The organism is Nesterenkonia populi (assembly GCF_007994735.1).
Classification (GTDB): domain Bacteria; phylum Actinomycetota; class Actinomycetes; order Actinomycetales; family Micrococcaceae; genus Nesterenkonia; species Nesterenkonia populi.
This window is the reverse complement of sequence record NZ_VOIL01000001.1, coordinates 1,723,776-1,739,915: the sequence shown is the minus strand read 5'-3', so window position 1 is coordinate 1,739,915 and position 16,140 is coordinate 1,723,776. Positions and strand designations below refer to the sequence as shown.

The 16,140-nt window shown below is 63.1% G+C and carries 17 protein-coding genes; 16 read left to right on the top strand and 1 reads right to left on the bottom strand.

The features are described 5' to 3' along the window. Positions 1-487: 487 nt before the first annotated feature. Positions 488-1,438, bottom strand: coding sequence for a LysR family transcriptional regulator (locus FWJ47_RS08010; RefSeq protein WP_147106575.1), 951 nt, complete (start codon positions 1,436-1,438; stop codon positions 488-490). On the opposite strand from FWJ47_RS08010, the gene FWJ47_RS08005 reads away from it, so the two are divergent. The 16 genes from FWJ47_RS08005 (at position 1,427) to FWJ47_RS07930 (ending at position 16,133) form a co-directional block, all read left to right on the top strand. Continuing rightward, entirely contained in the window at positions 1,427-2,377 is a 951-nt protein-coding gene (locus FWJ47_RS08005) for an EamA family transporter (protein ID WP_147106571.1), read from the top strand. The two genes, FWJ47_RS08010 and FWJ47_RS08005, sit on opposite strands and share 12 nt — an antisense overlap. Continuing rightward, entirely contained in the window at positions 2,374-3,006 is a 633-nt protein-coding gene (locus FWJ47_RS08000; protein ID WP_147106568.1) for a LysE family translocator, read from the top strand. The genes FWJ47_RS08005 and FWJ47_RS08000 overlap by 4 nt, the downstream gene beginning before the upstream one ends. Positions 3,007-3,055: 49 nt before the next feature. Further along, positions 3,056-3,964: a helix-turn-helix transcriptional regulator gene (locus FWJ47_RS07995; protein ID WP_147106565.1), complete on the top strand. Its 909-nt coding sequence runs from the start codon at positions 3,056-3,058 to the stop codon at positions 3,962-3,964. A gap of 266 nt (positions 3,965-4,230) precedes the next feature. Next, a complete protein-coding gene (locus FWJ47_RS07990) occupies positions 4,231-5,340 on the top strand; it encodes an ArdC-like ssDNA-binding domain-containing protein (protein ID WP_147106562.1) in 1,110 nt (369 codons plus the stop codon). Continuing rightward, on the top strand, positions 5,340-6,281 hold the full coding sequence (locus FWJ47_RS07985; protein WP_147109180.1) for a bifunctional DNA primase/polymerase: 942 nt from the start codon (positions 5,340-5,342) through the stop codon (positions 6,279-6,281). Before FWJ47_RS07990 ends, FWJ47_RS07985 begins: the two co-directional genes overlap by 1 nt. Beyond that, positions 6,278-7,033: a DUF2637 domain-containing protein gene (locus FWJ47_RS07980; RefSeq protein ID WP_211358988.1), complete on the top strand. Its 756-nt coding sequence runs from the start codon at positions 6,278-6,280 to the stop codon at positions 7,031-7,033. The genes FWJ47_RS07985 and FWJ47_RS07980 overlap by 4 nt, the downstream gene beginning before the upstream one ends. Positions 7,034-7,191: 158 nt before the next feature. Further along, positions 7,192-7,488, top strand: a complete 297-nt coding sequence (locus FWJ47_RS07975; RefSeq protein ID WP_211358987.1) for a hypothetical protein — start codon at positions 7,192-7,194, stop codon at positions 7,486-7,488. 142 nt (positions 7,489-7,630) lie between these two features. Beyond that, complete coding sequence (locus tag FWJ47_RS07970; protein WP_147106559.1) at positions 7,631-8,521, top strand: hypothetical protein; 891 nt, start codon at positions 7,631-7,633, stop codon at positions 8,519-8,521. Further along, positions 8,521-9,549: a ParB N-terminal domain-containing protein gene (locus FWJ47_RS07965; protein WP_147106557.1), complete on the top strand. Its 1,029-nt coding sequence runs from the start codon at positions 8,521-8,523 to the stop codon at positions 9,547-9,549. Before FWJ47_RS07970 ends, FWJ47_RS07965 begins: the two co-directional genes overlap by 1 nt. 63 nt (positions 9,550-9,612) lie before the next feature. Then, entirely contained in the window at positions 9,613-10,329 is a 717-nt protein-coding gene (locus FWJ47_RS07960; protein WP_147109172.1) for a hypothetical protein, read from the top strand. Positions 10,330-10,355: 26 nt separating this feature from the next. Beyond that, positions 10,356-12,002 (top strand): M23 family metallopeptidase, encoded by a 1,647-nt coding sequence (locus tag FWJ47_RS07955; RefSeq protein WP_147106554.1) that lies wholly within the window; start codon positions 10,356-10,358, stop codon positions 12,000-12,002. Positions 12,003-12,322: 320 nt separating this feature from the next. Beyond that, entirely contained in the window at positions 12,323-13,231 is a 909-nt protein-coding gene (locus FWJ47_RS07950; RefSeq protein ID WP_147106551.1) for a hypothetical protein, read from the top strand. A gap of 5 nt (positions 13,232-13,236) precedes the next feature. Further along, a complete protein-coding gene (locus tag FWJ47_RS07945) occupies positions 13,237-13,734 on the top strand; it encodes a hypothetical protein (protein ID WP_147106548.1) in 498 nt (165 codons plus the stop codon). 145 nt (positions 13,735-13,879) lie between these two features. After that, positions 13,880-14,146 carry a DUF6112 family protein gene (locus FWJ47_RS07940; protein WP_147106545.1) on the top strand — a complete coding sequence of 89 codons (267 nt, stop codon included), beginning with the start codon at positions 13,880-13,882 and terminating at the stop codon, positions 14,144-14,146. Positions 14,147-14,314: 168 nt separating this feature from the next. Next, positions 14,315-14,596, top strand: a complete 282-nt coding sequence (locus FWJ47_RS07935; RefSeq protein ID WP_147109167.1) for a DUF6112 family protein — start codon at positions 14,315-14,317, stop codon at positions 14,594-14,596. Between the two features lie 46 nt (positions 14,597-14,642). After that, positions 14,643-16,133 carry a TrbL/VirB6 family protein gene (locus tag FWJ47_RS07930; RefSeq protein WP_147106542.1) on the top strand — a complete coding sequence of 497 codons (1,491 nt, stop codon included), beginning with the start codon at positions 14,643-14,645 and terminating at the stop codon, positions 16,131-16,133. The last annotated feature ends 7 nt before the right edge of the window (positions 16,134-16,140 follow it).

Here is a 16,140-nt window from a genome sequence, read left to right as displayed (position 1 = left end):
GGGATCAGCGGGGATTGTCCTGAGGATGAGAGGTATCAGGACAGCGGCAATAATGATATTCATCCAGAACACTGCCCTCCAGGAAGCCAACTCACTGAGTCCTCCGACGATGACGAAACCTGATGCTCCGGCTCCGCTCCTGCAGCACTCCGCCCGGCCGCGGCACGACGGCGGGCGACGACCTCGGGTACCAGTGTGGGCAACAGCCGCAATGCCGAATGTACTGAGACTGCGGCAGCTAGACCCTGTAGGGCGCGGGCCATCGCCAGTACCCACACCGAGGGGGTCAGTGCACCGAGCACGGACGCCGCGGCGAAGACCATCATCGCGAGCAGCACCAGGGTCAGTGCCCTACCGGGCACCGACCCTAGAGGCGAGCATCAACAGCCCACCGAAACAGGCCGCATAGGCCGTCACCGCTAACGTGCCGTGCCCTATAGTTGCGTCGAGGTCAGCCAACATGCTTGTAGCGCGGTGATCACCACTGTCACCCCGAGGACACAGAGGACCTGCCGTGCGGTTGAGGCGTCAGTGGTCCTGTTTCGGCCAGTTCCGCGAGCGCTTCTAGACCAAGCTTGATAAGGGGATGGTGGCACCTGCCTCGTCGCGTACTTGTTAGAAAGCGTCTTGTGGGTCTTATAGCGCCACGCAGGGGTACGCGGACGACGTGATGTTCTGCTGGAATGGGAACCAGGCGCGGTAGTAGGCAGAGCCCGAGTCCTGCCGAAACAAGCGCCGATATTGCATACCACTCCTTGGCTTCATGAACGACCTGAGGAGTGAACCCGGCTGCCGCGCATGCGGCACTCAGCAGGGAATAAGTGTCGTTGTCGCGGCGCTTGGCAATCCAGCTTTCTGAGGCCAGTTCTGTGAGGTCGATGCTTTCTCGTGATGCCAGAGCATGGCCCTTGGGCACCAGGACATCTTGTTCGTCCACGACTAGGGTGTGTTGTTCGAATCGGGGGTCGCTGTGGGCTGGCGAGTCCTGGGTGGGTAGAACCACGGCAATATCGGCTTCACCAAGCGTCAGCAGTTTGTAGCAGTCGGATGTTTCTTCCTCGATCACCGATGCTCGAATTTGAGATTGGGTGAGTTTTAGTCGGGAAATCACAGGCGCGATCAGGGCTGCGATTGCAGAGGAAACACCGCAGAAGCGAATATGCCCCGTGGGTTTGGTTGATGAACTGCTGACCTCAGCTTTGGTGGCTTCCCATGCGGCATTGAGGTGCTGCGTTCGTTGAAGTAGCAGCCGCGCAGCAGGGGTCAGATGCACGTTGCGGCCTTGACGTTCAAGGAGTGGGGCTCCGACTTCATCAGCCAGATGAGCGATCTGCTGAGATACCGCGGACGGGGTGAAGCGCAGGACAGCTGCTGCTGCGGTCACCGTCTCATGCTCCGCTACTGCCTCCAGGGCACGGAGCCCTCGATGCTCGATCATGTAGACAGATTACAAGGTTTGCGTCTCAAACGCTTCATAGACGTGAACGGTCAAAGACGCAATGCTGGTGGGGTGACTCGTGCTCCTGCCTCCCTGCTGGTCCTGGGCAGCGTCGTCTGCGTACAGTTCGGCCAGGCCGTGGGGGCGACCCTGTTCTCAGACATCGGCCCAGCAGGGGTGGTCACTTTGCGGCTGGGCTTCGCTGCATTGGTGCTCCTGGTGATCGCACGCCCGTCCTTGCCGGCTGCGTGGTCTGAGCGACTGGTAATCCTGGGCTTCGGCACCGCTATTGCTGGCATGAATCTTGTCTACCCTTCCCTGCTCTTTTTGCCATTGGGGCTGGCGACTTCTTTGCAGTTATTGGGACCGATCACCCTGGCCCTCGTGCTGTCGAAACGTCTACTGCACGCCGGCTTCGCTGTTCTGGCCGGTGCAGGAGTCTGGCTCTTCTACGGCCGCGGAGGGGACGACTACTCCGTAGTGGGAGTGTCGCTCGCGCTGGCATCGGGGGCGGCCATGGCCGGCTATCTGTTGTTGAGCAAACGTGCCGGTGCATCCGCAGTAACGCTAGGTCCTCTGGCATGGGCGCTGTTATGGGCTGCGCTGTTGGTGGCACCGCTTGGAATCATCGAGAATGGGTCCGGTCTCATCGATCTACGTATCCTGCTTATCGGGTTCACGGTGGCGGTGCTTGCTTCAGTGCTGCCGTATTCGTTCGAGTTCATCGCTCTCCGTCGTTTACCGCCACGGACAGTCGGAGTCATGCAGAGTCTTGAACCGGCAGCAGCCGGGTTGGCAGGCACTCTGCTTCTCGCTCAATACTTAGCGCCCTTGCAGTGGCTCGCGTTGGTACTGGTTGGGGCAGCAAGCGCCGGAGTCGTTGCGTTCGGCCGCACGCCTCAACGGTCCGGGCCAGCTCGGACGAGGACTGCTCCATGACTGTAGAGCTGGTCATCGTCTTCCTGGGAGTGTGCCTGTTGGCTTACGTCACCCCCGGCCCAGACTGGTTCGTGATCATGCGCTACACCGCACTCAGTCGCCGGTCTGGTTTTATCTCCGCGCTGGGCGTGCAGACTGGATTAGCTGCCCACATCATTGCGGCCGCACTGGGCGTGACGGCCGTGATTCTTGCCGGCGATACCGCCTTCGCGATTCTCAAGTTCGCCGGTGCAGGCTACCTAGTGTTGCTCGGCGTGCAGAGCTTGGTCAAGGCCCGCCGAGTTAGGAAGCGTGATGAGGAGAGTGACGTGGCGCCTGAGCACGGCGCACCTGGCATCTTCTGGAAGTCGTTGCTCGCCAACGTCCTTAATCCCCAAGCTGCGATCTTCTTCGTAGCTGTCCTTCCGCACTTCATCGACCCGTCGTCGGCACTACTGACGCAGATAGCAATTCTCGGTGCCCTCGACATTGCGCTGGGCATCCTCTGGTGGTTGATCTATATCTACGCCATCGGACTCGTTCGACGATTCTTAGGCGCAAGCCGCGCACAACGTGTTCTGAACGTCGTGGCCGGTTTAGTTCTTATCGTCCTGGGACTCGTTCTCGCACTCGCGGACCCCAGCGCATGAGACTCCCTGCTTTCAGTCTCAGCACTATCTGGTACAAGACGAACCAGACATGCTGAGAGCGTATCCAGTTCCGTTCCGTCCGATAGTCGCGGAGACCTCGACGCATAAGCGCCCGATACTTCCGGTGGCTTACGACTGGGTACGGCTGGTCTTCCTTCGGTCTGGCACAGCCATTGTCTGCAGTGAATTCGGTGAACAGCCGGTACGCCCCGGTGATGGGCTATTGTTAGGGGCGAACGTGCTCTCAGGGTGCCGCCCGGAAGAACCTGTAACGACGACGACGGTCTTTCTGGACTTTGATTATCTGGTTGACAAGGTTTTCTGGCAACACTCGGCTGCGCTGGCAGATCGGATGGAAGCCTGTGAACTGCTAGAGGAACCCTACGTGGAGCCGGCTCAGCTGCTTCGTCTCAGCGATGATGACCTCAGCAGAGTTCAGCCATGTCTAGATGAACTCACCCAGCTGAACGGCTGCGAGTATACGCATTTGGTGTTCTTTCAGACTGAGCGGCTGCTGCTGTCTGTGCTCCAGGTGGTCCTGCCTTACATCGAAGTCTCGGCCGTCCGTCGCAGTGCAACTCAGCGCCATACGACCAAGCCCAGCCCGCCGCGCCGTCGTGCTCTACGGCCTCTACGCCCGGAAGCCCGCACAGCGGCGGAGATGATGCGCTCAGACCTCGCTCGCCGATGGGGGTCGGCGAAGCTAGCCGAGACAGTGTGCTTATCTGTGCCGCAGTTCCATCGGGTCTTCATGGATGCCTTTGGCAAGACACCGCAGACCTACCTGACGATGCTGCGGGCCGAGGGACTGGCCCGACTGCTGCGAGAGACTGACCTCCCCATAGAGGTAGCGATGCGGAAAGTGGGGTGGAACACCCGAGGCCATGCAGCCCGGTTCTTCCGCCAGTACCTCGGGGTGACTCCGGCTAAGTACCGGGAGCTGACCCGGCTGAGGTGATTCCGGGGGCTGATGATGCACTTCTTCTCATTTGTGCGTCACTTCCTATCACGCTGCTGACCCATGGACTGCGCCCGTGATGCTCGGGTTGATAGACCGGGGAGGACTTGTCGGGTTCACCTCCTCGGTCCCTGATGGTCACCGCCGTACACGTTGTCTCCGATGTCCGTCATCGCCTCGCTGGTCTTCCCGGCGCACCTGATGGTTGACCGAGCTGCTTCCTGTAGCTCGGTTGGTCCGCCGGGTCACGAGGAAGGCCAGATGCCATGTCGGAGCAATCAACACCCTCACGCAGCAACCGTGAAGCCAAGCTCGGTGAGCTGCACGAGCGGCTGACCGCTGCGGTCGAGCAGCTGGTCTCAGGTGAGGATTGGCAGCAGGCGATGGCGTTTGCGGCTAGGTTCCGGTCGCGGTCGTTCAACAACACTCTGCTGATTTTTGCCCAGCATCAGGAGGCCTATCAGAAGGGGCTGGTGGGTGTGCCGTCTCCGTCGTATGTGGCGGGGTACAGGCAGTGGCAGCAGTTGGGCCGGCAGGTGCAGAAGGGCCAACCGGGTTACATGATCTATGCCCCGGTCACCGCCTGGTTCGCCACTAGTGACCCTTCCGATCCGGGTTCATGCCGGCGGCTGGATCGCGGTGAGAAGCCCCGGGCAGGTGAGGTGGTGCGCTCCCGCATGGTGGGCGCGAAGCCTGCTTATGTGTGGGACGCCGCCCAGACCGCCGGGGAGCCGATTCCCGAGCCCTCGTCACCGCAATTGTTGAAGGGCAAGGCCCCTGCTGGGTTGCACACGGAGCTGTCCCGGCTAATCCGAGCACAGGGATTCACCGTTGTCGGGGCCGGCAGTGCCGCCGAGCTTGGTCGGGCCAATGGGATCACCGATTACACGGCCAAGCAGGTGGCTGTGCGTTCGGATATGGACCCTGCTGCGCAGGTAAAGACCCTGGCTCATGAGCTCGGCCATGTGATGATGCATGGCCCGAACCAGCAGGAGGCCCGTGGCCACCGCGGGGTGGTGGAGGTCGAGGCGGAGTCGGTGGCGCTGATGATCGGTGCCGCCCACGGGTTGGACACCAGTGAATACACGATCCCGTATGTGTCCACGTGGGCGATGCAGGTGAAGGACCAGGGACCGGTTGAGGTGGTCAAGGCCACCGGTGAACGAGTTCGTAAGACCGCCCTCTCAGTGCTCGATGGGATGGATACCCCGCAGGTGACTGATGGCACACCGCCCGGTCTGGAACGCGGCCAGCCCGGGCGGAACGGTGTTGCCCGGCAGAGCGCGGAACCGAAAGACGTGCAGAGGTTAGGGCCGGAGGCTGCTGCGCCGCACCGTGAACCGGTGGTCTCTAGTGTCGAGAGGTCGGGGCTGTGATGACCGGGCTGGCCTCCTTCACACAGGTCCTCCGCCAGACCCGCGGCGCTGGCCTGCCGGTGGTGGCTTCCCAGCTGGCTGCCGCCGGAGTGCCGGTATTCCCCTGTGCGCCGGGGGCTAAGCGTCCGCTGACTGAGCATGGGTTCTATGACGCCACCACCGACCCGGGCCAGGTCGAACAGTGGTGGGGCAGGTACCCGGAGGCGAATATCGGTGTGCCCACCGGGCAGGCCTCGAACCTGGTGGTGGTCGATGTCGATGTCCACCCCGAGACCGACGGATACGCCGCGTTTGCCCGATCCCATCGTGCCGGACTGACGGAGGGGTGGGGTGTGCTGGTCTCGACTCCCTCGGGTGGGATGCATGCCTACTACCCGGTGGCTCCGGGTGTGCAGCAGCGGTCGTGGCAGGCAGCCGCAGCTGGTGTGGATTTCCGTGGCGATGGCGGCTACATCATCGTCCCGCCTTCGGTAGTCCAGAATAAGGGTTCTGCCACGTGCTACCGGATGGCGCGGATCGCTGGGGCTCCGCCCCAGCCTGTGGATGCTTCCGGGTTGCGGGAGTTCCTGGACCCACGGTCAGCACCAGCCTTCCGGCGAACCGCACCTGGACCTCGGCGTGAGGCTGATGTGTCTCGGTTGGCTTCGTGGGTGGCGGCTCGTGGGGAGGGTGAGCGCAACCGGGGGTTGTTCTGGGCGGCCTGCCGCCTGGCAGAGAACAACATTCCAGCCGGGGATGCAGTGGAGGTGCTTTCTGCTGCGGCGTCCCAAGCTGGGTTGGGGCAGCGGGAGATTTCCGCGACGATACGGTCGGCCTACCGCACCACCCACATTGGCACTGCCCGTGAGCCGCATGGACAGCAGTCACTCGCGCCGGGAGTGTTTGCCCGCCGCCGCCAGCCCTCTGCTGAGGCAGCGTCACAGGTGAGGGGCCTGGGATGAGCACCGAAGGTCAGGTTTCTGGTGTGGGGCACCGATGGGCGCTGCGCACCGCGGTCGCTGGCACCGTGTTCATCGCTGCGGGTGCGTTTTGGCTCAGCTTCAACGCCCTGGCCGACTTGGCAGCCCGCTCCGGCATCGAACCCGGTCAGGCATGGGTGTGGCCACTGATCGTGGACGGGATCATCGTGGTCGCCACCGTCTCCGCGGTCGCGTTAGCGGGTCAGCGGGCGGCTTTGTATCCGTGGGCTCTGCTGGCCGGCGGCGCACTGGTCTCAGTCACGGCGAACAGTCTGCATGCGGTGGTCGCTGCCGATGCTGATGTTCCTGGTGTGCTGGCCGCCTCGGTAGCGGCAGTCCCGCCGGTGGTGCTGCTGGCGATCACCCACCTCACTGTCATCCTGACCCGCGCTTCTCGACCGACCGCCCAACTCGCCACTGTCCGATCCCACCCGCCCCAATCTCAGACTTCCGTATCCGGCCACACGGTCGAGGACACCGACCCCACCCCGGAACCGGCCTCCGAGACCACGGGTGCTCCTGCCACAGACGACGTGTCGGTGGATCGGCGTGTCCGTGCGCGGCTGCTGCGGGATCAGGGGTGGTCGAACAAGCGGATTGCCGAGCAGCTGGGGGTTCACCCTTCGACGGTGGGCCGTTGGGCGGCAGCCGAGCATCTCACAGATGAACCATCCATCCACAGCAGCGCCGGAGCTTCTGTTGGTGGGAAGAACGAACAGGGAGGAACCTCGTGAACACCATCAACCCCCACACTCACCACCCCGACCCCGGCGATACCCCTGGGCAGCCGCAACACATTCGAGACACGGGGCCAACACCTCTTGGACCGGAAGTGCCTGCCGTCGAGAGGACACCGGAGGTCTCTGGCCCCGACAGCCCTGGAGGCCAGGGTGTGCCGAATGCGGTCGAGGCTGACCACATCCGCCGCCGCCAGCCCAGGGCGGAGTATGCCCGGGGTGCTCGTGGGGTTGAGTGGGTGAGGCCGACTGATCTGATGGCCCGGCACACTGCGGTGGTCGCTGGCCGCGGTATCGACTTCGAGGCAGCCCTGGCCCGCAGGGTCCGCGCCCCACTAGTCGCCCCGGTGCGGCGGGTTGGGAGCCGGGTAGCCCAGTTGCCGCCGGTCTCAGCGTTCGGCCGCGGTCATCGGCCTCATCAGGTCGCTCGGGATGCGGTGGGACGCAGCTGACCCCAGGGGGTCTGCTGTGCTGCGTTGGTGGTGATGGGTCATGACCACCGCAACAACGACACTCCCCAACCGGACCGGCCAGAAGCCGGACCGGAAAGACCTTGGGGGTGGGGTGTGCACCTGGTGGTCAGGAGGTACACCAATGCAAACCACCACCAACCCCAACCCACAACCCAACGGCAATACCGGCAACGGGCGGAGCGGGCGAACGTTCCAGTCCAGCGCAGGACTACGAGCCCTACTCAGGCGTCTGCACCATACCGGTCCCGGGGCGTGGGAAAACGATGCCGAGGCCGCGCAGCTGATGGCCTTCACCGCTGAGAAGTACGCCGCCCTGGCCCGCAAACACGGACTCGACCCCTGGGAGGCAGCCTCAGCGGCGTTCGATGTGATGCGCAGCCGCTCCACCCGGGAAGCAGCCGACCCGTGGGCGGTGGTCACCCACGCGGTACGGATCACCTGCATCGCCGAGGAACGCGCCCAAGGGCTGCTCTGCTCGGTCCACCAGGCCCGCCGCCCACACATCTCCGCCTTCCATGACCCCGTGCGCTTCAGCGACCGCGAAACACCCCTGACCGACTATCACCCTGCCTTCCACACCACCGACCACGAGCCAGAGGACGCGGAGGATACGGCTGATGGGTCGGTGGTGACTGCGGCACGTACTGCGGTGGAGGATGCGATCGAGCTGTTTACCTTGTTGGATTGGCACCCCAGGACGGCTCGCGCTGGGATCGAACACATCTGCTCCGCGTTGACACGGACCTCCAGCCGGCAGGCGGCGTATGAGGCTTTGCGGCGGGATAAGCATGCCCGCGCCGTGCTGGACATCCCCAGTGAGTCCTGGACGGCGATGCTCAAAGCCCTGCTGGGCCACCCCGATGCCGCCTATGCGGCCACTAACGCCGGCCGCGGTGTGCTGCTGAGGCTGCTAATCGGTGAGAGTCTGCCGATGCTGCTGCGCGATGAGGACCTGGTGATGCTGATCGCCTTTACCGCCCCCGGCCATGCTCGTTCTGGTGGGGGCCGGTGATGAGTGAGCAGACCGGCTTCATCGAGCTCGACCGCGCGGTGGAGGCCATCACGGTCGGTCCGCGGCACCGCGCTGACTTCGGGGACATCGAAGAACTCGCAGCCTCCATCGCCCGCGAAGGCCTGTTGCAGCCCATCACGATTACTCCCGAAGGTCTGCTGGTCTGCGGTGCCCGCCGGTTGGCCGCGATCAAGCAGCTCGGATGGCGCAAGACCAACGTGTGGGTCCGCTCAGGTATCTCCGACAAGCTGGGCCACCTGCTCGCCGAGCAGGACGAGAACACCCTCCACAAGCCCCTGACCCAGCAGGAAGCCGCCGCTCTCTACCGGGAGCTGAAGCAGCTCCTGGCTGAGGATGCCGAGCGCAGGAAGGCCTCCACCCAGTTCCACGACGGGCACCAGCCCGGGGAGCATGGTGGTGGAAACTTTCCACCACCAACAGGCAGCAACGGCAAGACCCGGGAGCAGGCTGCGGCGATGACCCCCGGCAGCGCCTCCTATAAGACCCTCGAGAAGATCAGCTACCTCCAACACCTCGCCACCGATCCGACTGTGCCCGAGGAACTACGGCAGGACGCTGAGGGTGAGCTGGCTCGGATTGACGCTGGTGCGCCGGTGGACCCGGCCTACCGGCAGCTGCGCGGAGCTGCCGAGGCCGCTCAACGAGAGCGCGTGGATGAGCTGCACCGTCTCGCCGATGAGGCAGTGGCCAAGGTGAAAGCCACCACCAAGAAACGCACCACCCCTACTGGAACCCAGGCAACAGAGCCAATAGCAGATGAGGTGCCGCGGCGGTATCCGACCCGGGCGTTCTGGGCGACCTGGGGCGAACTGGCCAACTGGTGGACCCACTACGACCCCGACCAGCTGGCCGTCGAGCTGACTGATGAGCAGTACCGCAGCTTCCTAAGCACCGTGGAAGCCACAGTCGCCTTCGCCGAGAAACTTCAAGCATCCCGCGAACCCCACGACGAGGACACTCACGGCCGAGAGACTGCCCCGGTGCGGGCTCATCTACGCGCCCTATAACACCACCCCCTATGCCCGCCCAGCGGCGGTGTCTGTCCGGGGTTGGGTGTGCACCTGATGGGTATGAAGCTCCCTGAGTTCTCCGCCGCGTTCTCCCGGCCCAAACTGCTGGCCGGCCTTGCTGCTGGTGTGGCCCTGATCCTGCTGATCATCGTCGGCATCTACGGACTCGCAGCCGGCCCCCGCGAACCCGAACCGGCCACACCCACAACTGCCGAGACCGCAGACCCCGCCCCCACCGCAGCCAGTGAGGGCACTGAGCAGCCGGAGGCTGAGGGTGATGTTCGGCAACCGGTGGTGCCGCCAGTGGAACCGTCTGATGACCCAGAGGCCTTCGCCCGCAACGTCGCCACCGCCTTGTTTGAGTGGGATACCGCATCGGGGTTGATGCCCTTGGACTACACCTCCGCACTGTTGGATGTCGGTGACCCTACCGGGGCCGAGCAAGCCGGGCTGGCCTCTGATGTGGCCGCCTATCTGCCCACTCGTGAGGCATGGACTCAGCTGCGTCAGCACTCCACCCGCCAACACCTCTCCATTGATGAGGCCTATGTCCCCAAGGCGTGGGAAGAAGCACTGGAGCAGGCCCAGCCCGGGCAGATCACCGAAGGCACGGTGGCCTACACAATCACCGGCACCCGCCACCGCCACGGCACCTGGAACGACGAACCGGTCACCAGTGAGCACGAGGTCTCCTTCACGGTGTTCATCGTCTGCGCCCCGGCCTATGAGACCTGCCACCTGCTGCGGTTCTCCGAACTCGACAACCCCCTCACCTGACCGGCATGAAGGGAGGTGCCTGACCGGTGTTGAAGGAAGCAGCCATCATCCTGGTCCTACTCGCCATGCTCGGCCCCTCCGTCGCCCTGGTCTCAGTGGGCGCATTGATGAGCCCAGGTGCCGGAGCCTCCTGCACTGTGCCCGGAGCAAGCCCGCACCTCACCATCGGGGAAGTCCCCGACGAACTGGAGGTCACCACCACCAATGGGGAGACCTTCACCCTGAAGCAGGAGCAGCTGGGCCATGCGGCCACGATCATCGACACCGGCAGCGGCATCGAAGGGGTGAGCCGGGATGGGCTGGTGATCGCACTGATGGCCGCACTGACTGAATCCACCCTCCGCCAGCTCTCCAACGAAGCCGCCTACCCGGACTCTGCTGACTATCCCAACGACGGCGATGGCTCTGATCACGACAGCCTGGGGTTGTTTCAGATGCGCCCGTCCACCGGGTGGGGCTCCGTTGAAGACCTCATGGACCCGGTCTACCAAGCCCAAGCGTTCTTCGGCGGCCCCGGCGGCCCCAACAGTGGTTCACCCCGTGGGTTGCTCGACATCCCTGCGTGGCAGGAGATGGATAAGGGCGAGGTCGCCCAAGCCGTGGAGGTCTCGGCCTACCCGGACCGGTATCAGAACTATGAACCGGTCGCAGAGACCATCCTGGAAGCACTCACCACCGGCAGTGAAGCCGGGCCAGCCTCGGTGCCGGAGTCCGGCAGGGTGGTCTTCCCATTACCGGAGGATGCTGCGGTTCAGACCAGCGACTACGGGCCACGGGTCCACCCGGTGACGAGGGAAGACAGCTTCCATGCTGGTACCGATTGGGCAGCACCGGATGGGACACCGATCTATGCCATCGCCGATGGAGTAGTCGCCTCCGCTGACTACAACGAGGCCCGCGGCGGGGTGGTCGTCATTGATCACACCATCGGTGGCGAAGCGGTGTCGTCGGTGTATATCCATATGTGGGAGACCGGCATCCACGTCCAGCCCGGTGAGACCGTCACCGCCGGGGATCACATTGGGGATGTGGGCAACTCGGGGCAGTCCACTGGCCCGCACCTGCACTTAGAAATCTGGCCCGGCGGCCGCGAGACCGGGGAACACACCGACCCTGAACCATGGTTGGAGACCCACGACGCCCACCCCGCCCCCCGGGGATCAGGCAGCAGCACCCAACCGGCTGGTGCTGACAATGAGGACTGCCCCACCGAACCCGACCAGGCAGCGGAAGCCGGCGAGCCGGAGCCAAGTGATGGTGATGGGTCGCAGATGGTCGATGACCCCACCACCGGTGGCCAGATCACCGCCCGGATGCTGCACCTCTACCAGCAGACCAGCGACGCCTTCCCGGAGACTTCCTGGGTTTGTTGGGACGAACGCCCCGGCCAGGACTCCGAGCACCCGCTGGGGCGGGCCTGCGATGTCACCTTCGGCAACCCCATCGGCAGCTTCCCCACCGAGGCCCAGCGGCAAGCCGGGTGGGAGGTCACCAACTGGGTCAAAGACCACGCCGAAACCCTCGGGGTCGAATACCTGATCTTCGACGGCAAAATCTGGGTCACCTCACAGGCCGATGAAGGCTGGCGGCCCTACGACGGCGGCGGCATGCACGACCCCACCGACCCCACAGGTGGTCACTATGACCACCTCCACCTCACCGTCACCGAGTGATCCCCCGGGGTTGGCCCGACTGTCAGCAACCTCGATCGAAGAGAATAGGAAATAGACGTCCATCCCGGACGCAGTGATTGCTCCCCCGCGGCTGCCGTCTAGCACTACGAGGCCATAGTCAGTAACGGGTCACACAAAATTGCCTGGGCCTCACATAGGCTGATTCGTAGAATCTGACTTACTGCTGAGGGGCAAGCTTGCAAACCGTACTAGGCCGTGGGACGACCTATAACCGTCTAATCTCGCCCTCCACGTAGTGGGATAAGTGCCGGGGGTTTCTCGCCCCAGGCTGTCAGCGACCTAGCGAAGGAGCTTGAACAATGGTCAAACCTAAAGAAAAGGTCGCACACGTCTATGAGGCCAAGCTTCTCTCAAAGGGGTCCTCTCGTAGGTTGAAATCAAGGGATTGGAATCGCACTCTACGAGAGTTCAAAGAGGAATACCCCCTCAAGGAGCGGAAGCTCAACGGTGTTCTCTACGACCCCATCGAAGTGAATGGCACATACCTGCTGGGTGTTCACAAGCCAGTGGATGGGTCCTTCATGACGCAGCTTGATGAAAGTAGCGCTTCCGTCAAAGATCTCATGATGGACGACGAAGAAGAGGGCAATGCCTATTACTCAAGCGCCGTGCTGTTCTCCGAAACCAAGCACATCTTCATGATCGCCTCCGGAGGCACGAGCGCACCACAAGCTAATGCTCTTGAACCATTCCTCCAACACTTCTTTCCCGGTGCTGAGTCGGAGTACTGGAAAGTGGGGCCCTACATGGACCGCCCACAGATTGATCGATTGCGCGAAGCAAAGGGGCTTGTTAGCTTCTCCTCACGCTTCTCCACCCACCGAGACTTGTTCTCCTTGGACGAGCCCTCTGAGGGGCCAGCGGGTTACGCAGATCGGATAGCTGATGCCGTAGGGCAGGATGTTGAGATTGAGATCAAGATCAAGCTCCCCAAGGAAGCTCGCGGCCAGCAGACCATGCGCAAGTTCCTCAATCTGGTGACTGGGGATCTCAAGCGCACGATCACAGAGAAGTCGAAGACACGCGCTGAAGCTGTGATTGACGAGGAGCTGACCGAGGAGTTGTCCCTGGTGGCACATAAGATGGCTACCAAGTTTGAGCTCAATGCTGTCGGACCAGAGCGAAGGTTGTATTCGGACCTGCTCAATGGGCTGGTGGAGATCAGCCCAGAGATCAACCAGAGAATCAGAGAACTCGAGCAGGGGTGATCATCGTGGCCAAGAAGCTGCGCTACACGATCGCCAACCGTCCTGCCTTCGACCAAGTACTCCCCCTTCTATCGCTCTTTGCGTGGATCCTGTGGGGTGATGACTGGCTCCCGGAGGACATCACTGTTCGCCACGGGATCTACACAGGGGTCGCTACACTAGCTGGTCTGGCCCTTGCGTCGGCAACTTTCTCGTGCACCATGACGTATCAGAGCGCTGATCCTCTGCTGAAGGACATGCGAGCTCAGCACCATAAGGTTCTCAAGCGGAACTGGACCGCGATTATCCTGTCCTGCCTCTTCTGTGCCGTCATTCCTATCTTGTCGATCTTCGTGGACGAATATCGTCCTTATTGGGCCTTTGGAGTTGTCATATACGCCGCAAGCCTGCTGATCACTCGTTTCGGACGGAGCGTGTATTGGCTGCGGAACAGCCTCTTCATTGTGGACCACAGCGATCAGGTGGTCCCAGCGGACGCTCCTCAGATGAAAAGACGTGACTAGCAGAACACCGTCGGGGTGCAACCGGATTGCGCGTCATGGAAAGCAAGGAAATCTCCGGTAGAACCATATCGAGGGACTCTTGGGCGCACAGTCAACACACAACTGGAACCAGGCCATCTAGGTCAGTTGGGCATACCTGTTCGGTATGAACGTGTTTCCTGATTTCGAGGGTCTCTCCGGGATCACCGACCTGCGCGAGGTGGTCGGGGCTCTGCTGACCTTCGTCCTAGTGATCGCAGTGTTGATGCTCATCGTCTCCGCCATCATTTGGGGTGTGGCCTCCTCACACGGGAACCCAGCCTCCGCCGCTAAGGGCAGGACCGGGGTGCTGGTCTGCCTGGGAGCGGCGATCCTCGCCGGCGGGGCGATGACCTGGATGAACTGGCTGATCGACCTCGGCGAACAACTCTAACCGCCCTCACCCGAGGCCGGTCCATGCAGGGCGGGGATGAGGTGTGCACCTCCTTCACGACCCACTCGTTTCTCATCTGAAGGAGCATCTGTCGTGGACACTCTCATCGCCCTCTCCGAGGCCATCCACACCGCAACACTCACCACCCCCACCCTGGTGGCTGACCCGATGGTGGTCGCTCAGATCGACATCAGCCCGAATGAATCCGGGCTGCCGGGGATCAGCCAGCTGCGCACGATCGTCGGGGCGGTCATGACCATCGGCCTGGTGCTCTCCGTGTTGGCGCTGATCATCTCGGCGATCGTGTGGGGCTTTGGAGCTAACAGCTCCAATCCGCATCTGGCAGGCCGAGGAAAGATCGGCGTGCTGGTCTCCTGCGGGGCGGCGATCATCTGCGGAGCCAGCGTCACATTGATCAACTTCTTCTGGAACGTCGGCCAACAGGTCTAACCCCCACCGTCTCCAACCCCCTTTGTTTGTGAAGGAGTGATGTGCGGTGGGCCTGTGCGATGTTCCCGTCATCTCCAACGTCTGCGATACAGCAGGCGAAGCAGCCGCCAGCCTCATCTCAGCCCCATTCGACTGGCTCGCCCAAGCCATGGGGGCTGCCGCCGGCTGGCTCTTTGAAGCCGTCTGGGCCGTGTTCGATACCACCACCCTGGTTGATGTCACCAGTGACGAGTACCTGGGGGTCTACAACATCGTCTTCGGCATCGCGGTCTTCGTGATGTTGCTGTTCTTCTGCCTGCAACTGATCACCGGCCTGATCCGCCGGGACCCCGGCGCACTCACCAGAGCCGCCCTCGGGCTGGCGAAATCCGTACTCGGCTCCTTCATCGCGGTCACCCTGACCGCCCTGCTGCTGGAAGTCGTAGATCAGCTGAGTCTGGGGATCATCCAAGCCGCCGGAGAAACCACCGAATCCATGGGCAACAAAATCGCCGCTCTCGCCGCAGGACTGACAGCCATCAATATTGCCACCCCCGGTGTGGGTGCAATCATCACCATCTTCATGGCAGGCCTTGCCATCTCGGCCGCAGCGATCGTCTGGCTCTCCCTACTGGTCCGCAAAGCCCTGATCCTCGTCGCCGTCGTCCTTGCCCCGTTGGCTTTCGCTGGGGCCTCCTGGGATGCCAGCAAAGGCTGGATCGCCAAATGGGCCATGTTCGTGATCGCCCTAGCCGTCTCCAAACTCGTGCTCACCGTGATGTTTCTGGTGGCCATCACCCAAGTCTCCGCACCGATCGAGGCGGACTTGGCTTCGGTCAGTGATCCGCTGGCCGGGGTGGTGCTGATGTTGATGGCTGCCTTTGCCCCGTATATGACCTACCGGTTCCTTTCCTTCGTCGGAGCCGACATGTACCACTCCATCGGTGCTGAGCAGGAAGCCAAACAGTCGTTGAACCGTCCGGTGCCCACCCCGAACAAGCCCCAGGGCGAGGGGCCGAAGAAAGTCCTCGACGGCAACAGTGACGCACCACCCAACAGTGGTGGCCCGGGTGGGCAGAAACCCACAGGAGGAAAACCCAGCGGAGGCCCGCCTCCCGGCGGTCCAGGTGGTCCAGGTGCCACCGCCGGATCAGGCACCACAGCTACCGGCGGCGGAACTGCTGGTGGTGGTGCGGCAGGCGGTGGCGCGGCGGCTGGGGGTCCTGCTGCTGCGGCGGTGATCGGGGCCAAAGTCGCCAAGGACTCCGCCGAAGCCGGCCCCAAAGCAGGCCAAGCCCTGGGTAATCAGGCAGAAACCGCCGCCGATGCCGACACCAATACCGGTGGCGGCCCGCGCCCGGGCCAGGAGGGCCAGCACCCCGGACCCTCCGGCGTCCCCGCCGCCCAAGGACCCAGGGGCGGACAAGACAGGACCCCTGGGCAGCCTGTGCCGAAGACCCCGCGCCAGCCTGCCGACCCGCCACCCCCACGGCCACCACACTCAGGGCCTCAGCCACAGGACCCGACCGCTGATGTGTACAGGCGAAGGAAGGGGTGAAACAGGC

What these genes read in the sequence shown, in the direction of transcription:
- FWJ47_RS08005 (WP_147106571.1), top strand. Translation starts at nt 1,427, where the DNA reads ATGCTCGATCATGTAGACAGATTACAAGGTTTGCGTCTCAAACGCTTC.
- FWJ47_RS08010 (WP_147106575.1), bottom strand. Translation starts at nt 1,438, where the DNA reads ATGATCGAGCATCGAGGGCTCCGTGCCCTGGAGGCAGTAGCGGAGCAT.
- FWJ47_RS08000 (WP_147106568.1), top strand. Translation starts at nt 2,374, where the DNA reads ATGACTGTAGAGCTGGTCATCGTCTTCCTGGGAGTGTGCCTGTTGGCT.
- FWJ47_RS07995 (WP_147106565.1), top strand. Translation starts at nt 3,056, where the DNA reads ATGCTGAGAGCGTATCCAGTTCCGTTCCGTCCGATAGTCGCGGAGACC.
- FWJ47_RS07990 (WP_147106562.1), top strand. Translation starts at nt 4,231, where the DNA reads ATGTCGGAGCAATCAACACCCTCACGCAGCAACCGTGAAGCCAAGCTC.
- FWJ47_RS07985 (WP_147109180.1), top strand. Translation starts at nt 5,340, where the DNA reads ATGACCGGGCTGGCCTCCTTCACACAGGTCCTCCGCCAGACCCGCGGC.
- FWJ47_RS07980 (WP_211358988.1), top strand. Translation starts at nt 6,278, where the DNA reads ATGAGCACCGAAGGTCAGGTTTCTGGTGTGGGGCACCGATGGGCGCTG.
- FWJ47_RS07970 (WP_147106559.1), top strand. Translation starts at nt 7,631, where the DNA reads ATGCAAACCACCACCAACCCCAACCCACAACCCAACGGCAATACCGGC.
- FWJ47_RS07965 (WP_147106557.1), top strand. Translation starts at nt 8,521, where the DNA reads ATGAGTGAGCAGACCGGCTTCATCGAGCTCGACCGCGCGGTGGAGGCC.
- FWJ47_RS07960 (WP_147109172.1), top strand. Translation starts at nt 9,613, where the DNA reads ATGAAGCTCCCTGAGTTCTCCGCCGCGTTCTCCCGGCCCAAACTGCTG.
- FWJ47_RS07950 (WP_147106551.1), top strand. Translation starts at nt 12,323, where the DNA reads ATGGTCAAACCTAAAGAAAAGGTCGCACACGTCTATGAGGCCAAGCTT.
- FWJ47_RS07940 (WP_147106545.1), top strand. Translation starts at nt 13,880, where the DNA reads ATGAACGTGTTTCCTGATTTCGAGGGTCTCTCCGGGATCACCGACCTG.
- FWJ47_RS07935 (WP_147109167.1), top strand. Translation starts at nt 14,315, where the DNA reads ATGGTGGTCGCTCAGATCGACATCAGCCCGAATGAATCCGGGCTGCCG.